The sequence below is a fragment of the Mesorhizobium sp. M6A.T.Ce.TU.002.03.1.1 genome (assembly GCF_003997275.1).
GTDB lineage: Bacteria > Pseudomonadota > Alphaproteobacteria > Rhizobiales > Rhizobiaceae > Mesorhizobium > Mesorhizobium mediterraneum.
Genome location: NZ_RZTI01000045.1, coordinates 1 through 17,077 on the forward strand (window position 1 = coordinate 1; position 17,077 = coordinate 17,077).

17 protein-coding genes and 3 pseudogenes are annotated in these 17,077 nt (G+C 61.0%); 10 read left to right on the plus strand and 10 right to left on the minus strand.

The features are described from left to right. A partial coding sequence (locus EOC93_RS15515; RefSeq protein ID WP_164759149.1) for a GGDEF domain-containing protein occupies positions 1–599 on the minus strand: 599 nt, incomplete at its 3' end. A 95-nt stretch (positions 600–694) separates the two neighbouring features. Next, positions 695–2,488: a GtrA family protein gene (locus EOC93_RS15520; RefSeq protein WP_127205033.1), complete on the minus strand. Its 1,794-nt coding sequence runs from the start codon at positions 2,486–2,488 to the stop codon at positions 695–697. A 131-nt stretch (positions 2,489–2,619) separates the two neighbouring features. Here EOC93_RS15520 and EOC93_RS15525 point away from each other — a divergent pair, with 131 nt between their 5' ends. The 5 genes and pseudogenes from EOC93_RS15525 to EOC93_RS15545 all read left to right on the plus strand — a co-directional run bounded on the left by EOC93_RS15525 (position 2,620) and on the right by EOC93_RS15545 (position 6,818). Then, a complete protein-coding gene (locus EOC93_RS15525) occupies positions 2,620–3,627 on the plus strand; it encodes a glycosyltransferase (RefSeq protein ID WP_127205034.1) in 1,008 nt (335 codons plus the stop codon). Between the two features lie 104 nt (positions 3,628–3,731). Next, positions 3,732–4,106: a GtrA family protein gene (locus EOC93_RS15530; RefSeq protein ID WP_095484674.1), complete on the plus strand. Its 375-nt coding sequence runs from the start codon at positions 3,732–3,734 to the stop codon at positions 4,104–4,106. Between the two features lie 223 nt (positions 4,107–4,329). Then, positions 4,330–5,271, plus strand: coding sequence for a glutathione synthase (gshB, locus tag EOC93_RS15535; protein WP_095484675.1), 942 nt, complete (start codon positions 4,330–4,332; stop codon positions 5,269–5,271). A 172-nt stretch (positions 5,272–5,443) separates the two neighbouring features. Then, positions 5,444–5,677, plus strand: a pseudogene (locus EOC93_RS15540) (magnesium chelatase domain-containing protein); the annotation flags it as partial. Positions 5,678–5,912: 235 nt separating this feature from the next. Continuing rightward, positions 5,913–6,818, plus strand: coding sequence for a thermonuclease family protein (locus tag EOC93_RS15545; RefSeq protein ID WP_245461467.1), 906 nt, complete (start codon positions 5,913–5,915; stop codon positions 6,816–6,818). 116 nt (positions 6,819–6,934) lie between these two features. On the opposite strand, the gene EOC93_RS15550 is transcribed toward EOC93_RS15545, so the two are convergent. Then, positions 6,935–8,554, minus strand: coding sequence for an MASE4 domain-containing protein (locus EOC93_RS15550; RefSeq protein WP_164759150.1), 1,620 nt, complete (start codon positions 8,552–8,554; stop codon positions 6,935–6,937). Between the two features lie 144 nt (positions 8,555–8,698). Next, positions 8,699–8,857 carry a hypothetical protein gene (locus EOC93_RS15555; RefSeq protein ID WP_245461468.1) on the minus strand — a complete coding sequence of 53 codons (159 nt, stop codon included), beginning with the start codon at positions 8,855–8,857 and terminating at the stop codon, positions 8,699–8,701. Between the two features lie 78 nt (positions 8,858–8,935). Between EOC93_RS15555 and EOC93_RS15560 the strand changes: the two are divergent. Next, positions 8,936–9,154: pseudogene (locus EOC93_RS15560) on the plus strand (PAS domain-containing protein); the annotation flags it as partial. A 56-nt stretch (positions 9,155–9,210) separates the two neighbouring features. Here EOC93_RS15560 and EOC93_RS15565 read toward each other — a convergent pair. Together EOC93_RS15565 and EOC93_RS15570 are read right to left on the minus strand one after the other, a co-directional pair. After that, the gene (locus tag EOC93_RS15565) at positions 9,211–9,636 is read right to left on the minus strand and encodes a response regulator (RefSeq protein ID WP_245461469.1); all 426 of its coding nucleotides are present in this window, start codon (positions 9,634–9,636) and stop codon (positions 9,211–9,213) included. 44 nt (positions 9,637–9,680) lie between these two features. Continuing rightward, positions 9,681–10,313, minus strand: a complete 633-nt coding sequence (locus EOC93_RS15570) for a response regulator transcription factor (RefSeq protein WP_127205036.1) — start codon at positions 10,311–10,313, stop codon at positions 9,681–9,683. A 765-nt stretch (positions 10,314–11,078) separates the two neighbouring features. Between EOC93_RS15570 and EOC93_RS15575 the strand changes: the two genes are divergently transcribed. The 4 genes from EOC93_RS15575 (at position 11,079) to EOC93_RS15595 (ending at position 14,443) form a co-directional block, all read left to right on the plus strand. After that, a complete protein-coding gene (locus tag EOC93_RS15575; protein ID WP_127205056.1) occupies positions 11,079–11,693 on the plus strand; it encodes a response regulator in 615 nt (204 codons plus the stop codon). 754 nt (positions 11,694–12,447) lie between these two features. Beyond that, positions 12,448–12,801 (plus strand): hypothetical protein, encoded by a 354-nt coding sequence (locus EOC93_RS15585; protein WP_127205038.1) that lies wholly within the window; start codon positions 12,448–12,450, stop codon positions 12,799–12,801. 287 nt (positions 12,802–13,088) lie between these two features. After that, entirely contained in the window at positions 13,089–13,700 is a 612-nt protein-coding gene (locus tag EOC93_RS15590) for a sulfite oxidase-like oxidoreductase (RefSeq protein WP_127205057.1), read from the plus strand. Beyond that, entirely contained in the window at positions 13,697–14,443 is a 747-nt protein-coding gene (locus EOC93_RS15595; protein WP_127205039.1) for a ferredoxin reductase, read from the plus strand. Before EOC93_RS15590 ends, EOC93_RS15595 begins: the two co-directional genes overlap by 4 nt. A gap of 12 nt (positions 14,444–14,455) precedes the next feature. On the opposite strand, the pseudogene EOC93_RS15600 reads toward EOC93_RS15595, so the two are convergent. The 4 genes and pseudogenes from EOC93_RS15600 to EOC93_RS15610 all read right to left on the minus strand — a co-directional run. Continuing rightward, positions 14,456–14,673: pseudogene (locus EOC93_RS15600) on the minus strand (2Fe-2S iron-sulfur cluster-binding protein); the annotation flags it as partial. A 175-nt stretch (positions 14,674–14,848) separates the two neighbouring features. Continuing rightward, complete coding sequence (locus EOC93_RS15605; protein ID WP_127205040.1) at positions 14,849–15,244, minus strand: Ohr family peroxiredoxin; 396 nt, start codon at positions 15,242–15,244, stop codon at positions 14,849–14,851. Between the two features lie 16 nt (positions 15,245–15,260). Next, positions 15,261–15,416 (minus strand): hypothetical protein, encoded by a 156-nt coding sequence (locus tag EOC93_RS34110; RefSeq protein WP_164759151.1) that lies wholly within the window; start codon positions 15,414–15,416, stop codon positions 15,261–15,263. 132 nt (positions 15,417–15,548) lie between these two features. After that, positions 15,549–16,139 carry a DUF6130 family protein gene (locus tag EOC93_RS15610; RefSeq protein ID WP_348627602.1) on the minus strand — a complete coding sequence of 197 codons (591 nt, stop codon included), beginning with the start codon at positions 16,137–16,139 and terminating at the stop codon, positions 15,549–15,551. Positions 16,140–17,077 lie beyond the last annotated feature (938 nt).

Genomic DNA, 17,077 nt, shown 5'->3' on the forward strand with positions numbered 1-17,077 from the left:
GCCCGGCGCAGCGCCTGCTCGATGCGGGTGACGCGCTTGGCTGCTTCCTCCATCTCTCTGCTATAGACGACCACCCGTCCGCGACCCGAACGCTTGGCATGGTACAGCGCCGTCTCGGCCTTGCTGACCAGAATTTCGGTGGTCTCGTCGCCCGAATAGAACATCGAGCAGCCGACCGAGGCCGAAAGCCTGGCAGTGCGTTCGCCGACATCATAGGGTGCCGACAGGATCTCGATCAGCGTTCGCGACTTTTCGGCCGCCGCCTCCTCGCTGAACACCATCGGATAGAGGAAGGCATATTCGTCGGCGCCGATGCGGCAGACGGTGGAATGGCTGTCCATAGAAGCGCGCAGCCGCATCGCCACCTGGATCAGGATCTCGTCGCCGGCCTTGTGTCCGAACAGGTCGTTGATCGGCTTGAAACCATCGAGGTCGAGGATGCCGACGGTGAACGGCGCCGGATCGTCGGCGCGGTCGCTGATCAGGCGGTCGACCTTGTCGAAGAAGCGGCGATGATTGCCAAGCCCGGTCAACGGATCGGTAAAGGCCAGATCCGTGCTTTCCCCGGTTGCTTGCCCGGTGCCAAACGTCGTTTGCATCGGTAACCCTGTTAGGTCGGAATATTTCGAGGCTGGCAGCAAACCCTTTAGGAACCGTATCCCAAACCGATTTCTTTCACAGGTGAAGAACCGTTTCAGCGGTCGAGCCGAACCCGGTACAGTTCGAGGGAACCTCCGCTGATTGGTGTGACCGGCTCGAGCCATTCCGGCACGCTGCCGCGCATCAGCCCGGCAAGAAGGCCCTGAGGCGCCTTGGCGGTGAGAAGCGCGCTTTCCGCATTGCCACGACAAACCGCGACGAGGCCGACGTGATGCGTTGCCACGACCGCCCTGGCAGCGGTGGATGACCCCAGGAAGGTGTCGAGCGCAAGCAGATCTCCGGCGATGTTGCGGTGATAGGGCCCGGCGAAGACGCGATGATCGGAATAGGCGAGGATCGGCGATCCGAGATTGGAAATCGCCAGCACGGTGGTGTCCGGCACACCGCCAAGCGCGGCAAAGGAGGCCTGGCGCTGGCAGGCCATGTCGGCACCGCTGTCATTGGCCGCCGTCTTATCGGCTTCGAACGCCACCGCGGCCGCTGCCGCGGCGCCCGTCCACACGGCATTCACCGAGACGAGCCAGACCGCGGCCATGCGCAGCGCCACGCTGCTCGAGCCGCTTGTCTCGGCCCGCTGACGCCAACTGGCGATCCAGGCGGAAAGCGGGATGACCGCCAGCGCGACCGAGAATGTCGAGCCGCGCACCTGCCAGGCACTGACGACGAACGCCACGACAAGCAGCGCGCCGACAAGACTGTCCTGCCGCCGCCAACCGCCACGACCAAGGCGAAGCGCCATCAGGACGAGCGCGACGGCCGGCGTGACATAGCGCGCCGCCACCCTTGCCGGGTCCTGGGCGACAAGGTTGAACAGCGACTGCGCTTCGTCGACGTGATCGAGCCACAGCTCCTTGAGGCGCGGATCGAGGTTCGCGTAGGGAGCCGCCAGGCATTGCGGGAACAGCACCATGACGACCGTGCCCAGCGCGAGCGCAAGGATGCCAAGCGACACCAGCCGGCGCGTGCGGCCGACGGCCTCGATCGAGGCTATCGCCGCAAGGCCGGTTCCGGCCAACACGGCGACGACGAACTGCACGGTCGAGAAGGCGTCGCATTGCGCCTGGCTCCAGGCGGAGACGGGAACAGTGGTGACAAAGACAAGAGCGGAAGCGCCGGCAAAACCGACGCCGAAGTCCCTGGCGATCCGTCTTTCGCCATCTGCGTCAAAAGCGAACAGGAGCGCGACGCAGGCGCCGATGGCGGCGACATAGGGGGCGGTTTCCATGCCGACAGCCAGCATCAGCGCGGCGCACACGCCGGAGAACAGCGCAGCCGGCCCGCGCATGGTGGCTTCAAGCAGCAGGCTGAGGCTGGCTATGGTCAGCGTGAGCTGAACATTGTGATGATCGAGCGCGCCCGGCGAGAAGATGCCTATGAAGTGCAACGCCGCCGCGCCGACGATGACAGCGGGCAGCACGGCGGCCTCACCGGCGAAATTGCGCGCCGCGCGGGTGATGAAAAAGACCGCGAGGCAGAAGAGCAGCGCCGGCCACAGCACTTGCGCGACGTTCTCGGCCAGAGCCATGCTGCCGGTCAGGGCCGTCGCTGCAAGAATGATGGCGGCGATCGGCGCATCGACCAGCCGCGACCAGTGCATGACGAAGCCGCCTTCGAGCCCCATCCTGTACTGGTGCAGGTCGAACCAGCCCTGGCCGGCCAGAAAGTCGCGAACCTCGACCAAACGCAGCAAATTGTCGTTGTCGCCGTGGGCGTTGGTCAATTGGGGGAATCCGGCCCAGGCATTGACGGCGAACGCCACCAGCGTGGCAAGCAGCGCCAGCACGATTTCGGACCTCCAAATGGAGGCGCCATGCTTGGCTATGCTCATTCTATAACCTTTGGAAGGAATATGGGGCAACTTAAACCTAGCCTTAACGGCTTCAATAAATAGTAAAGGCGCCCGAGCAGGCCGGCATTCAGCACGGCCAAGGACCCGGGCCAAGGCATCCGGAGACGAAAATGCCGCAAGAAGTTCGCTACGAACCCGCCATCGCCGTGCTTCTGCCTTGCTACAACGAGGAGCTGACGATCGCGGAAGTGGTGCGGCGTTTTCGCGAAACCCTGCCGACGGCCGCGATCTATGTCTATGACAACAATTCGCGCGATCTGACGGCGCTCCGAGCCCGCGCGGCCGGCGCTACCGTCATCCGCGAGCCGCGCCAGGGCAAGGGCAACGTGGTGCGCCGCATGTTCGCCGACATCGAAGCCGACATCTATCTGATGGCCGACGGCGACGGCACCTATGCGCCGGAGGACGCGCCGCAACTGATCAACACGCTGCTCACCGAGCGCTCCGACATGGTGGTCGGGACAAGGCGAGGCGTCACCGACGATGCCGGCAGGACTGGCCATGCCTTCGGCAACAGCGTCTTCAATCGCCTCTACAAATGGCTGTTCGGCAGCGAGTTCACCGACATCTTCTCCGGCTACCGCGCCTTCACCAGGCGCTTCGTCAAGAGCTTTCCCGCCGTCTCCGGTGGCTTCGAGATCGAGACCGAAATGTCGGTCCACGCCTCGCAGCTCAAATTGCCGGTCAGCGAGATCGGGCTCGACTATGGCCGCCGGCCGGAGGGCTCCTCGTCGAAACTGTCGACCTATCGCGACGGCGCGAAGATCCTGTGGATGTTCGCCATGCTGATGAAGGAGACGCAGCCGCTGCGCTTTTTCGGCGCCTTCGCGGTGCTCTTCCTGGCATCGAGCCTGTTCCTGATGACACCGGTGCTGATCGAGTTCGTCGAAACCGGCCTTGTCCCACGCATGCCGACCTGGGTGCTGTCGGTCGGCCTTGTGCTTCTGTCGATGCTGGCGGCGGTGACCGGCCTGATCCTCGATTCGGTATCGCGCGGCCGGGCCGAGCAGAAGCGCATCTTCTATCTGTCGATGCCCTCCGGACGGGTCGAACGCGAACGCACAGGCGCGCCCTCGACCTTAAAGACCGGACCGGGCAAGACCCCACGGGCGGCCTAGACCATGATCCCGAAAAGTGGGAACCGGTTTTCGGATAAGATCATAGTCAAACAAGAAAGAGCCCCATCCCCACCCCATCGGGATGGAACAGGCTCTAAGCCGAGATGAAACGTGTCCTGCGTTTCGTTTTCGCCGGCGGCGTCGGTTTCGTCGTCGACGCGGCGGCGCTGTGGCTTCTGCTGGCCTTCACGCAGCTTGGACCCTTCGTCGCACGTGTCGTCTCGATCGGCTTTGCGCTGTCCGTCACCTGGGCCATCAACCGCCACCTGACCTTCTCGCCGTCGAGCCGCGGCATCGCGCAAGAGGGCGCACGCTATGGCGGCGTCGGCATCGCCACCAGCATCTTCAATTACCTCGCCTATTGCGCCATCCTGATGGCGCTGCCGGCAATGCCGCCGCTGACGGCACTTGCCATCGCCTCGCTGGTCGCGATGGCGCTCTCCTTCCTCGGTTATTCCAGGCTGGTCTTCGATCGGTGAAGGGCTGCGCCAAGCGAAGCGCGGCCCCATATAGGTCTTAGCCGATATAGGTCTTGGGCCGATTGGCAGAAGGCGCCGAGTTCCGTATATCGCTGTCGTCGATGCATCGGCCCGAAAAGCGGAATCGATTTTCGGAAAGCACGATGGATAGATTCAAAGTGTTGGAGCGTACTTTGTGCGTCCAAATGGACGCACGTCGCTCCAAGTGCGCCGGAGAGCCGCCATGAAATTGAAAATCGCCGTCCAGATGGACCACATCTCCACCGTCTCGATTGCCGGCGACACTTCGTTTGCGCTGTCGCTGGAAGCGCAGCGCCGCGGTCACCAGCTGTTCCACTATACGCCCGACCGGCTGTCGCTGCGCGGCGGCAAGGTGTTTGCCCGCATCGAGGCAATGCAGGTCCGCGATGAGAAGGGCGATCACTATTCGCTCGGCGAAGAAGTGCGCACCGACCTGTCGGAGATGGACGTCGTCCTGCTCAGGCAGGATCCGCCCTTCGACATGAACTACATCACCTCGACGCACATACTCGAGCGTATCCATCCCAAGACGCTGGTGGTCAACGACCCGGCCTGGGTGCGCAACAGCCCGGAAAAGATCTTCGTCACCGAGTTTCCCGACCTGATGCCGGAAACGCTGATCACCAAGGATCCGCTGGAGGTCGCCGCCTTCCGCAAGGAGTTCGGCGACATCATCGTCAAGCCGCTCTACGGCAATGGCGGCGCGGGCATCTTCCATCTGCACGAGGCCGACCGCAATCTCGCCTCGCTGCTCGAGATGTTCGGCCAGATGTTCCGCGAGCCCTACATCGTGCAGCGTTATCTGAAGGACGTGCGCAAGGGCGACAAGCGTATCATCCTGATCGACGGCGAGCCGGTCGGCGCCATCAACCGGGTGCCGGCCGAGCATGATTCACGCTCCAACATGCATGTCGGCGGCCGCGCCGAAAAAACCGAACTGACGGCGCGCGAGCGCGAGATCTGCGCCCGCATCGGCCCGTCGCTGAAGGAGCGCGGTTTTATCCTCGTCGGCATCGACGTGATCGGCGACTACATGACCGAGATCAACGTGACGTCGCCGACCGGCGTGCGCGAGGTAAAACGCTTCGGCGGCGCCGATATTGCGAGCCTGTTCTGGGATGCGGTCGAGGGCAAGCGCAAGTAGCCTTCCCAGGCGCATTTCGAGCCCGCAACTCTGACGCAACTTCCTGGCAGCAATGGTATTTGTCTGTTCCCCTAATGTTCTTGCCTTGGCCGTAAATCTGTGGTTGTCTCTGGTGAAGCCGTTCGCGGCATGATCGCAGAGGCTTGGGCAAGCCTGCATCCGGGGTGAAAAAATGGTTGCGCGGGTCCGCACGGTCGCTTTCCAGGGCATCGAGGCCGTGCCGGTCGACGTGCAGGTGATGATCGCGCCGGGCAAGGTCAACATGCACATCGTCGGCCTCGCCGACAAGGCGGTGGCCGAAAGCCGCGAGCGGGTGCAGGCGGCATTGCACGCATCGGGCCTGTCGATGCCGTCGAAGAAGGTTACCGTCAATCTGGCGCCGGCGGATCTGCCGAAGGAAGGCAGCTAGTACGACCTGAAATTCGGCTGATTTGCTCACATCTGGTGCACAGTGGGAAGTCAACTCACTAGGTACTCACCAATTGGTAAGCCATGCCGGCGTCGCTGCAGCGGTCACGGGCAAGCGATGCCAGGCGCGAGTTCTGTCGAACAGAAATCGGATCGCGTAAGGCCCGTGTAAAGCCCGAGCAAGCTGGACTCTGGCCCGCAATGGAAGCATTCTCTATTTCGGGAGAAGGGGCGTGGGCAAAGGCCACCGATATCAGGGTGCCGATCAGGCTAACCGGTGGCGAAGGCGCGCCGGCAGTAGAATGCCGTCACGGCGGCTGCCGCGACCGCTCTTAGGGCTGATCTCCCTCGGCGTCGCCACGCTTGCCGCCGCAGTCACCCAATTCGTAATACAGAGCACCGCAAGCCTCCAGACCAAGGTAACAAACTGGACAGAGCCGCTGCCTGGTTCGATGGAAGGCCGCGCCTCCGTGATCGATGGCGACACGGTAGAGATTGCAGGCCAAAGGATTCGTTTCAATGGCATCGATGCGCCAGAGAGCCGGCAGTACTGCGACGACGCGAAGGGCTTCGATTATCCATGCGGGCGCCGCGCTGCCCAAGCCTTGGACGAGTTCTTGGCAGCTTCGCGACCACTGCATTGCAGCTTTGTTGACCGGGATCGGTACGGCCGGCTTGTAGGGAATTGCGATCGCGCAGATGGTCGCAGCGTTCAGCGCTGGCTTGTCGAGCAGGGCCTCGCTTTAGACTGGCCGCGCTATTCGAACGGGGCATTTGCCGCCGAGCAAGTTTCAGCCAAGGCTGCGCATCGCGGCGTTTGGCAGGGCCGCTTCGTTCAGCCCTGGGATTGGCGCGCGACGAACGCCGACAAGGTCGAGACGGTCCGCGAGCCATCGACGGGCGTCGGCCTTCTCGGCTCAGGTTGCAACATTAAAGGCAACATCAGCGTGAACTCTGGTGAGCATATCTACCATGTACCAGGCATGCTGGCAATTTTGCTGCCCACACAAGACGAGTCAAACCATTCGGTGACGAGGCTCTTCATGAAGCGCTCGGTTTGGCGCTCCGACAGGTTGAACTTTGCATTGAGGGCAGAACCAGGTCGAAGCATGCTCCGGGTTTCCGCCGTCCGCCGTTGAATCCGTGAGTGGGCCGACCGTGTTAAGCTGTTCGAACCCCGAGCCGAGCCGATCGTGGGCCTCGGACTACATTGGAGGGCGGAACCAAACGGTGTGTGGTCTCCACTTCCAAGGGCTCACACCCCGCCGACGGAGGATGCGATATTGGCACCCAAAACGAATTGAAACTTTGAGCCCCGCGGTGCGTTGGGCAATACCCAGAGCATGCCGTCGTGCGCTTGGATGATTGAACGACAGATCGATAGGCCCATTCCCATCCCGCGAGATTTGGTGGTGAAGAGCGGATCGAATATCCTCTGCAGGTCCTGCGGGTCGATCCCCATGCCGGTGTCAGCCACCGAAATCACTACACCTCCATCGTCGTGAGGATTTGAACTAACGGCGAGATCGCGTGGACCATCCACAGTGGTCATTGCCTCAATCGCATTCGTGATCAGATTGAGGAGCACCTGCTGCACCTGAATTCGATCTCCCATCACCCGCAGCGGCCGCGCGCTGCGCTCAACCTTGACCAATATCCGGTGACTTTTCAGATCGTCCTGAAGCAAAGCGATGGCTTCATCAATGAGTTTGTCGACGTCGAACGAAGCTCTGACGCGGTCATCCTTCCGGAAGGTCGCCCGGATGCTCTCGATCACGGCGGCCGCGCGATGCCCGTCAGCTGCGATCTTCGTAAACTCCGTTCTCGCCTTATCTAGATCGGGAACCGCGCGATCGAGCCAGCGTAAACCGGTGTCGGATCTCGTTATCATAGCAGCAAGGGGCTGCTTGACCTCGTGTGCAATCGTGGCGGCAACGGCGTCGCCGGTCATCAGTCGGGCATCGCGCTCGCGGCTTTGCGCATCAATAGCGCGCTGCAGCCTCATGCGCTCTTGATCCAGCATGGTGTTCGAACGAGCGAGGCCGTCATACAGTCGTGCCATCTCTGCAACCAATACTACCATTACGATGGTGGCTGTCACAAGCTGGTAAAAATGGCCGGCATACCACGTAAGATTGTAGCGAGCGCTCAAGACGGAGCCCAAGCTTACTTCAAGCAGGAGCGCGCACAAAGCGACGGCGAGCCACAGGTCGAGCAAGGACCGCTGGCGCAGCCATAGCAACGAAAGTGCAATGCCGCCCAGGGCCAGGACCACCATCCCGCCGATGATGCGACGAAACAGACCGACAGGATGAACGTCTACATAGGTTAGTGGCAGCAGATCGTTATGCTGCGTAACGAACCAGAACAACCCAATGACGAGGGCAAGAACGCCCGCGATGCTCAAGCGGATGGCATGTCGTGTGAAGCGAACGTCCGCCACACGATCCGTGTTTTTGAGCAGGGCATAGCCGATGATGGCAATGGGCAGCCCTGAATGCCAAAACCAGTAGAGCCAAACGGCGGATTGCATTCCCGAGCCCAGGACGCCGGTGGGCGTGAACGCACCCGGGAAAGTCAGCGCATGTGCAACCACGATCAGGGCACTGAACAGGTAGCCGCTCGCAATCGCCAGAAGTGCCCACTGGCGCAAAATAGCGAACTGAGCAAACAGAAAAGCTGCGGTGACGCAGCCGCTGACAAACAGGGCGGCGGCAAGAGTCGGTACAATCGCGTTGATTTCCGGCAGCTTGATGGCCGCAAACGGCAATGTGCCGAGAAGGATGACGAGCAGGGCCAGCAGGAAAGCGCGCGCCGTGCGGCGCTGACCGGGAGTTGGGGGACGGACACAGACAATCGCCGTAGACAATGACATGGATGACCCCATTAGGGGCGTTGCCGCCGCGCACATGGTCGCGCCCAGTCCAGGGGCGCACGAGGGCAGAGTCTTTGTTGCCCAAACGCACTCGTTTGCCATTGCACACTGCGCCCCAATTGCAAGGAACACCATAGCTACTATTCATAACGGCAGCGGCTTGGCGGACTGTTCCGCCACCATGTATTCGGCGTACCAGCCGGGCCAGTTCTCGTCCCTCAGTGCGCCGGTTCGCTTCTCGTGTTCGCCATGCGCGACCGCCGCACCACAACGCGGCTCAAAGCTCATGCGACGAGTTGACATGTCGGCGTCCACGCGACCGGGCGACCGCGCGTGGTAGTCTCCTGTAATAGCTAGGCGACGAATGGCACGGTCCATCCCGATGATCTCCATCGCCACATCGAGGCGCTAACGCGATCGCTCGAGACTGGTCAGCCAATCCCCTTTGAGACGCGGCTTCGACGCTTGGACGGCGTGTATCGCTGGTTCCAGTTTCGAGGCAATCCGGCTCGGGACCGCGAGGGACGCGCTAGAGCCATCGCGGCCGTCTTTGGGCGGAGGCGAATAGGGATATTGAGAATGGGAGGTATCGAAGGTTGACAAGCCAGCCCATAGGGATCGGGCCTTTTGCGAGCTTGCCGGCCGCTCAGGACTCCTCAGACTTTGAGAGCCTTTTCGATACAGTCGATCAACGCCTCTGTTTTGAACGGCTTTCGGAGCAGGCATGTTGCGCCGTTTGCTGCCGCCTGATCGACGATGCCTAGGTTTGAACGTGCGGTGACCATAACCACAGGCACACCGCGCCGCCGCCCTGTAAGCAGCCGGGCAAGATCAAGTCCGCTCATGCCAGGCATGTGAATGTCAGCAATGACGCAGCTATAGGACGCGCCCGCTTCCCAGGCGATAAAGTCCTCCGCGGATGCAAATCCGCACGCCCCATATCCGAGCGAACTAAGGCTATCTACGAGAGCCATGCGGAATGATTCGTCATCATCGACTACCGCGATTAGGAACTCTCTTGACACATCGTCCTGTCCACGGATTTGAGCTAAGGCGAATAGCAGGATCGCCATTTCTGGCATGTGATGTCGCTATAAGCAACCTATACGGGAGTGTTACTCCGCGCCTACGGCCGGCGCTTGGGGTTGATCACGTCCGCGATCCGGACCAGGTCCGCCAAGGTCCTCGCGCCCATCTTCCGCATGGCCGCGCCACGATGAATTTTGGCGGTGATCTCGCTGATTCCGAGGTCGCCGGCCACCTGCTTGTTCATCTTTCCGTCTGTGACCAGTACCATTACCTGCTTCTCCCGTGCCGACAATGTTTCAAATCGCTCCCGCACTTTCGAAACATCACCATCGACGGCGCGCTGCTGCCGCCCGCGCTCTATGGCAGCGAACACGGCATCGAGCATGTCCTGATCCTTGAATGGCTTTGGGAGAAAGTCCACTGCACCGCGCTTCATGGCGCGAACTGACATGGGAATGTCGCCATATCCGGTCATCATCACGACCGGCAGACGAACACCCGTCCGTGACAGCTGCGCCTGAAAATCGAGCCCGTTCATGTCAGGCAAGCGGATATCGATGATAAGACAGCCCGGAGAATCCGGAACGGGCGTGTCGAGGAAATCCTGTGCGGTTGCATAAGTCCGCGTTTCGAGCCCTATCGAAAGGAAAAGGTCTTGCAACGCTCCTCGCATCGACGCGTCATCGTCGACCACGTGAACAATGGATTTCTCGTCCGAGGGGAGCGGCATTACTAAGCATGCCAGAACTCTGAGCGTGCATCAAACGAAAGTGTGACGGAGTCGATTCATTCTTTTAGGCGGAGCGCCGCCTCCCGGCCCCCGGGCTCCCGCCCGCGGTGACGGCGCCAGCAACGATCTGCGCCACCCGCGCGGGATCTATTCTTGAGTTGCCTGAGGCCCCAAGTTTCGCCCGCGTAAAGCCTCAAGAACACTCAAGGTTTGCATGATGCTCTCGCAGCGAGTTTGCGTCATGGCGCGACAGAAAGCGGCGATCTGTATTATCCAATTCATACTTTGATATGAGCATGCCCTTCCGAGCGTTGGATAGCCAATCCGGCGCAGAAACCTAGGATACCAGCTCTTGAAGAGGGTTAATGAGTCACTAGTGAACTGCAACTCGGCGTTGCGGCAGCTCTGCGGCCAGTGGCTGCAACTTCGTCAACCTTTGATCCCCCCGCCACATTGCCGAACGCCGAACTAAGGAGCCTCGCAGTGGATAACCTTTCCGAACCTACGCGGCGTAACGTCCTCGCGAATAAGGCAGCGGCCAGCTCTCTCGGCCTTGCTCCCAAGGCAGCCAAACGCACCGCCCACGCCCGGTCAGGCGCGGCTCAGGGAAACAACGCGATTCCTCCCTTACGCATCAACCTTTCAGAAGGGACCCTTGTAAATTTGCGTCGGCGCCTGGCGGCGACCCGCTCGCCCCGGGGGGAGGCTGTCAACAACTTTTCGCAAGGCATGCAGTTGGCGAAAACTGCTGACGCTAGGCCATCTATGTCGCAAGACAAACCGGTCGTGTTCGTGGTCGACGACGACCGATCCGTCCGCGAATCCCTGGAATCGCTCATCCACTCTGCGGGCTGGTGCCCGAAAGTTTTCGAGTGCGCTCTGGCATTCTTCTCTCTCCCGCGACCAAGTGTTCCGAACTGCTTGATCCTGGACGTCAATCTTCCGGATGTCAGCGGGCTTGATTTGCAAAGTCTAGTCTCTGTCGAGCGGATAACGCCAATAGTCTTCGTCACGGCATTTGGCGATGTGGCTATGACTGTTAAAGCGATGAAAGCCGGCGCTGTTGAGTTCCTTATGAAACCATTCCACACCGAAGTGCTGTTGGCCGCCGTCGAGGAGGCGCTGGAGCGCAGCAGAACCGCGCTCGAGTTCGATTTGGAGGTGCGTGCTCTGCAAGATCGCCACGAATCGCTGAGTTGCCGCGAGCAGGAGGTCATGGCGCTGGTCGTCTCCGGGTTGCTGAACAAGCAGGTCGCATTTGAGCTGGGCATCAGCGAGATCACAGTGAAGGCCCACAGGGGCAGGGTAATGCGCAAGATGGAAGCGAAATCTCTTCCCGACCTAGTGAACATGGCCGCGAGGCTCGGCCTCGCGCACTGACGAGCCGTCGGCCAGGAGGCCGCTAGGAAAGAAGCTGGCGATTGGGCTGATTTGAGCGAGCCGGCGATTGTCGCCAGCGGCAACGATCGGCAACCGCTCGGTCAGAAGTCAGGATTTCCTTGCTGCGAATTAGCCTTCTACGGGAGCGCTGCACAGTCCCAGAACGGCGATGTGACATTGTGCGCGCGTCGCCACCCTGAGATTAGCAGTGAGCTAGGAGGGCGTATTGCCTGTCCAGGGCGGTTTACTCCCGTAGTAAAGGTTGGATCCCGGCGCTTCGGTAGGGCCGGCAGTGGAATTTATCGCTCGTTTGCTCTGAAGCGGCATCGGGCATCGGCAAAGGGCACAAAAGTCACTGCAGGTCATGGAGCTGGCGATCCAATACGGAGCACTCGTCTGGCACACTGATGCCAAAGTATTGTCAACACCATCGTACAATAGATTGAACTGCAAAATTGATCTTATCTGTCTGTTGCACCCGACTAAGCAGATTGTGGACAGGAGTTCGCATCATGATACTGTGGTCTCTCATCACGCAGCCGGCGTCAGCCTTTCGCGAATTCGTAGCACCTGGCTACCGGCCCGAGCTCCACTACATGCGCGGCCCCGGTCCAGCCTACGCGCGCCGCGCGGTCATGGTCGGGGCGAGAAACTGTGTAGTCGACTGTCACCTCTGGCCGCTCTGTCGTTGTCATATCAGCTGCGTCATTGACGACCGCACCAAGCCCGCACCCAGCGGCGTGTGTTCGCAGGCATGACGCTGCTGGCCGTGGTCGCCCCCGCACTAGTCACCGCTGCACTGGTTGTCGTATGGGTGTTCCTCATGACATCCGATGCGATGGCGCATGACGCATTGCCAACCGCTGCGCAGCCGCGGGGGTGGTCCTATCCCTTCTCCTGTTGCTCCGGCTACGATTGCCGAGAAGTCGCTGATAATGCGATCGGAGAGCGGCCTGAAGGCTACGTCATCAAGGGGACGGGCGAACTGATCACTTACGCAGACAGCCGCATCAAGGACAGTCCCGATGGCGTATTTCATTGGTGTTCGATGGCCGGCGCGAATGACGGGCACACCATCTGCCTTTTTGTACCGCCGCGTGGATTCTGATTTCGCAACGGATCCCGATCCAATTGCGTGCTATAATTGATCCGAAGGACCTGTCGCGTGCCGCCGCCGACGTCGCGCCGGGCGTCAGGGAAACGCTCAATGTCTGGCGCAACGGCAAGGCCATGCAGATTTCCGCCGCCGTCGGACGCAACAGCGATGATGCGAAGACTCCCTCGGCAGAAGGCAATGGCGGCAAGTCCCCTCGCCCAAGATTCCTGTCGCCCGCCGGGATATCTTCGAGAACACTGGCCGCGGTCGATTTCGACCCGCAGCAACGGATCGTGTCGATGGTAACCCGCGGCTTCTTTTCAGGACGAAAACCTCCGACGGATGCGGATGGGCGCATTCCGCCCGGACAGTATCTCGAGCAAGGCTTCCCCGTGCTGTCAGCCGGGCCGACGCCGCGCGTGCGCACCGAGGACTGGTCGTTCACGCTCAAGCACGGACCGCGGCCGGTCAAGAAATGGACCTGGGCCGAGTTCAACGCGCTGCCGCTGAGCAGGATGACGCGTGACATCCATTGCGTGACGGCATGGACCAAGTTCGACACGTCATGGCAAGGCGTGCTGATCGACGATATCCTTGCCGATGCCGGCATCGCGCCGCCGACCGCCTTCACGCTGGCACATTCGTTCGACGGCTACGCCACCAATGTGCCGGCGAAGGACCTTGTCGCCGGCAAGGCGATGGTGGCGCTGCTCTATGAAGGCAAACCAATCACGCCGGACCATGGCGGACCGGCGCGGCTGCTGGTGCCGCATCTCTATTTCTGGAAGTCGGCCAAATGGCTGAACGGGCTGCAGTTCACCGAGCACGACCAGCCGGGCTTCTGGGAATTGCGCGGCTATCACATCTATGGCGACCCGTGGCGCGAGCAGCGCTACACGGACGATCCATGAGCGAGGCAGCGGCGACGCAATCGCCCTGGCAGATGGCGAAGATCATTCGCATCGAAATGCGCACGCCGCGCGTCACCAGTTTCTTCTTCAAGCTGTCGCGACCCTTTGCCCATCAGGCCGGGCAACATGTCGATGTCAGGCTGACGGCGCCGGACGGCTATCAGGCGCGCCGCTCCTATTCGATCGCCTCCGCACCCGAGAGCGGCGGGACGGTCGAGTTGGCGATCGAACGGCTCGAAGACGGCGAGGTCTCGCCCTTCTTCCACGAGGTGGCAGCGGTCGGCGACGAAATCGAGCTGCGCGGTCCGCTCGGCGGCCACTTCGTCTGGTCCGACAGCGATGGCGGGCCGATCATCCTGGTCGGAGGCGGTTCCGGCGTGGTGCCGCTGATGGCGATGGTGCGCCACCGCACGGCGCGCAAATCCTCCGTGCCGGTCGCGTTGGTGTTTTCGGCGCGGATCTGGGACGAGGTGATCTTTCGCGACGAGCTGATCAAGCTCGACGACCGCCGCGACGGCTTTGACCTGGTGCTGACGCTGACGCGCGAGCCGGCTCAGCGCCCCGATGACTATTCGCGGCGGATCGACGCCCAGATGATGATGCAATCCATGTCGCGGCTGCCCGAGCCGCCGAAGCTCGCCATCGTCTGCGGCTGGAACGCCTTCGTCTCGGCCGCCGCCCAGGCGCTGATCGACGCGGATGTCCCGGCCGGCCTCATCCGCACCGAGCGCTACGGGGTGTGAGCGGCTTGTCTATCAGGCTTCGATCTCGAGCGCCGACAGCGGCTTCGAGCAGCAGGCGAGGATAAAGCCGTCATCGATCTCGTGATCGAGGATGCCGCCATTGTGGGTCATCTCCACGTGCCGGAGACCTTTTTCACCTTGCAGGTTCCGCACAGGCCAAATTCGCAGGCCGCGGGAATCCTGACCCCCGAAGCGCGCGCCGTCTGCAGCACGGTCTGCCCGGCAACGCATCCGGCGTCGACATCCGAAAGCGCAACCTGCGACTGCGGTGTTGCCCTAATGCGTTCGGCGCCACTTTGGCGCCGCGCAATTACTGGATCTCAATGCAGCGACCGGACGCTATTCTGAGTTCATTGGTGAACAGCTCCGGCTTTCGCGGTCTCCGCCGGGCAGACTTGACCGGGTTCAGAGGAGCTTGGTCGCAACGTTGATGTTGCCGTGCGTCGCCTTGGAGTACGGACAAATGCTGTGTGCCGCACCGAGCAGCTCGCGCGCAACCTGAGGGTCGACGCCCGGCACGCTGACGTTGAGGCGCGCCCGCAGGAAGTAGGAGCCGGCGTCTGAGTTCAAATCGATCTCTGCATCGACCGCGGTACCCGCCGGAAGCTTGATGTTTCTCTGGGAGGCTGCGACCTCGAGCGCTCCCATGTAGCAGGCCGACCAGGCGGCACCGAACAGGTTTTCGGCGGCCGGGTGCGGCTGCTTTAGCTTGATGTCCAGCTGGCCGTCGCTGCTGCGGGCTCCGCCATCGCGACCGCTAGTATTGTGGGTCTTGCCAGTGAAGAGAAGTTTCTCAGTCATATCGAAATCCTTTCTCCTATCGTTCCAGCATGCCGATTAACGGACCCGCTGCCCGGCACATGGTGCTGCGCGGCCCGGCGCCCCAGCCAGTATCGGTCGGCTTGCCCTGTCGAAGATAGCTCGTCGCCTTCCTCAGGATGAATGGCTCCGCATACATGGGAGTCCTTGTCATGGCGTAGTCTCCTGTCCGGCGCTCTAACGCCGGATGATTCGAGGTTTGACACCCGGAGACTACGCCAACTCCCAAATGCAACCACTCCCGCGACGGCACCGTTTCCGGGGCATTAGCGGAAAGCCGGTCTCCCTATTTTGCAGGAGGCACAGTGAATGGTACCGTCACAGATTGTCCGGCGAAGACGTTGTGGTTAGCGTCGACCAACTCGATCTTCACCTTGTGATCGCCGGGCGAAAACCCTGCAATGTCGACAGTATTGGTGTTACCCGAATCCGCCCACAAGAATTCGTGGTCGTCGACGGTTATATGCAGATGCCCGATGCGGGGAGATGCCTTGAGGGCGCCCTCCCCGAACACCGGCACGATGTGCACGTTCTCCGTCCGGTACTGGGCCTGAAAGAGGCCCTGGGCCAGTGGGCCCGGAAGTGGTGGATCCACAATCAGTTTTGGTGCGGGTTCGTTCTCGATTGTTTCGAAGGGTGAAGCGCCGCGGACGTCCCTCGCGCTCTGGGCGAAGGCGCTCGTAGCGAGCACGGCTCCTGTCGCGACTGCGGCAAGCGTCGTGATGAGTAGGGTCATGGCATTGTGCCGAAACCGGCGCAATTCGGTCAGTTCCGACTCGGGAACGTTGACGCAGAAGGGGCGGATTGAGTCGCCGACCCCGGCGTGAGCCGTGGTGGCATGTAGTTTGCACCGCGTGGGCGATAGTGATGCTAACATGACGTCCTCCTATCTCTATCCGATCATTCGGATGTGAGAGAAGGATCGACCGTCGGCAACATTAACTCTATTGCACTATGGTATCGGCAATACCTTTGGATTGGTTCGCTCGAAAATCAACTTTCAGAAACTCAAAAGAAATTGCGGGATTTACAATCCATAATTACATGATTTACATCGCCGAAAACCAATGGAGCGACTGCGGTGTTGCCCTACCGCGTTCGCGCCCGTCCCGAGCACCCCTCGCGGCTCCAATCACTGGAATGAGATCGAAGTGATAGCCAGACCGTCACATTGGCATATTGGCGACGCGGCCGAGCTGGTGAGAAGCGCTGGCTCGAAGACACTCGCCAATGTAGATCGTCACGTCCGCGGTTGGGAAAAGACGAGCGACCACGCACCAACCTGGATCGACCTCGGCAATAGGCAAGGTTAGAAACTGAAAGCAGTGTCGGAGCGCGACGGACCCCATTTCGGGACACACCAAGCTCGTCAGTTGGATCCTCGGTTGCCGACCGCTTGCCTATTCAGAGAGGGATACTCTGCGCCATAGGTGGAGAAGGTTGGATCCCAGTACCTCTCCTCCGCCAACAGTCCCTGCCCCAACATTCTCTGTCTCGGCTCGACGGCGCACGAACCGCGCAGAACCGCGGGGCTTTTCAATTTAAGCTGCCAACCGCGCTGCCGGCCCCCCGGGCTGAATGGGCGTGCTCTGGCTCAACATTCTCCGAAGCTCTCAACTTCGCACTTTTGGTTCTCAGCTTTCAATCTGAACAATTTCAATTACTTGCAGTGCGCCAGCAGCCAGCAGGTTGGGTGAACTCTCACTAGCCGAATGCAGCTGAATTCCAATATATGATAAAAACTTCTTCGCGACCGCAGCTGAATGATCGTTTCGCGCAAAGAGCGGTCATCGCCGAACCACTACCCAGACGTCG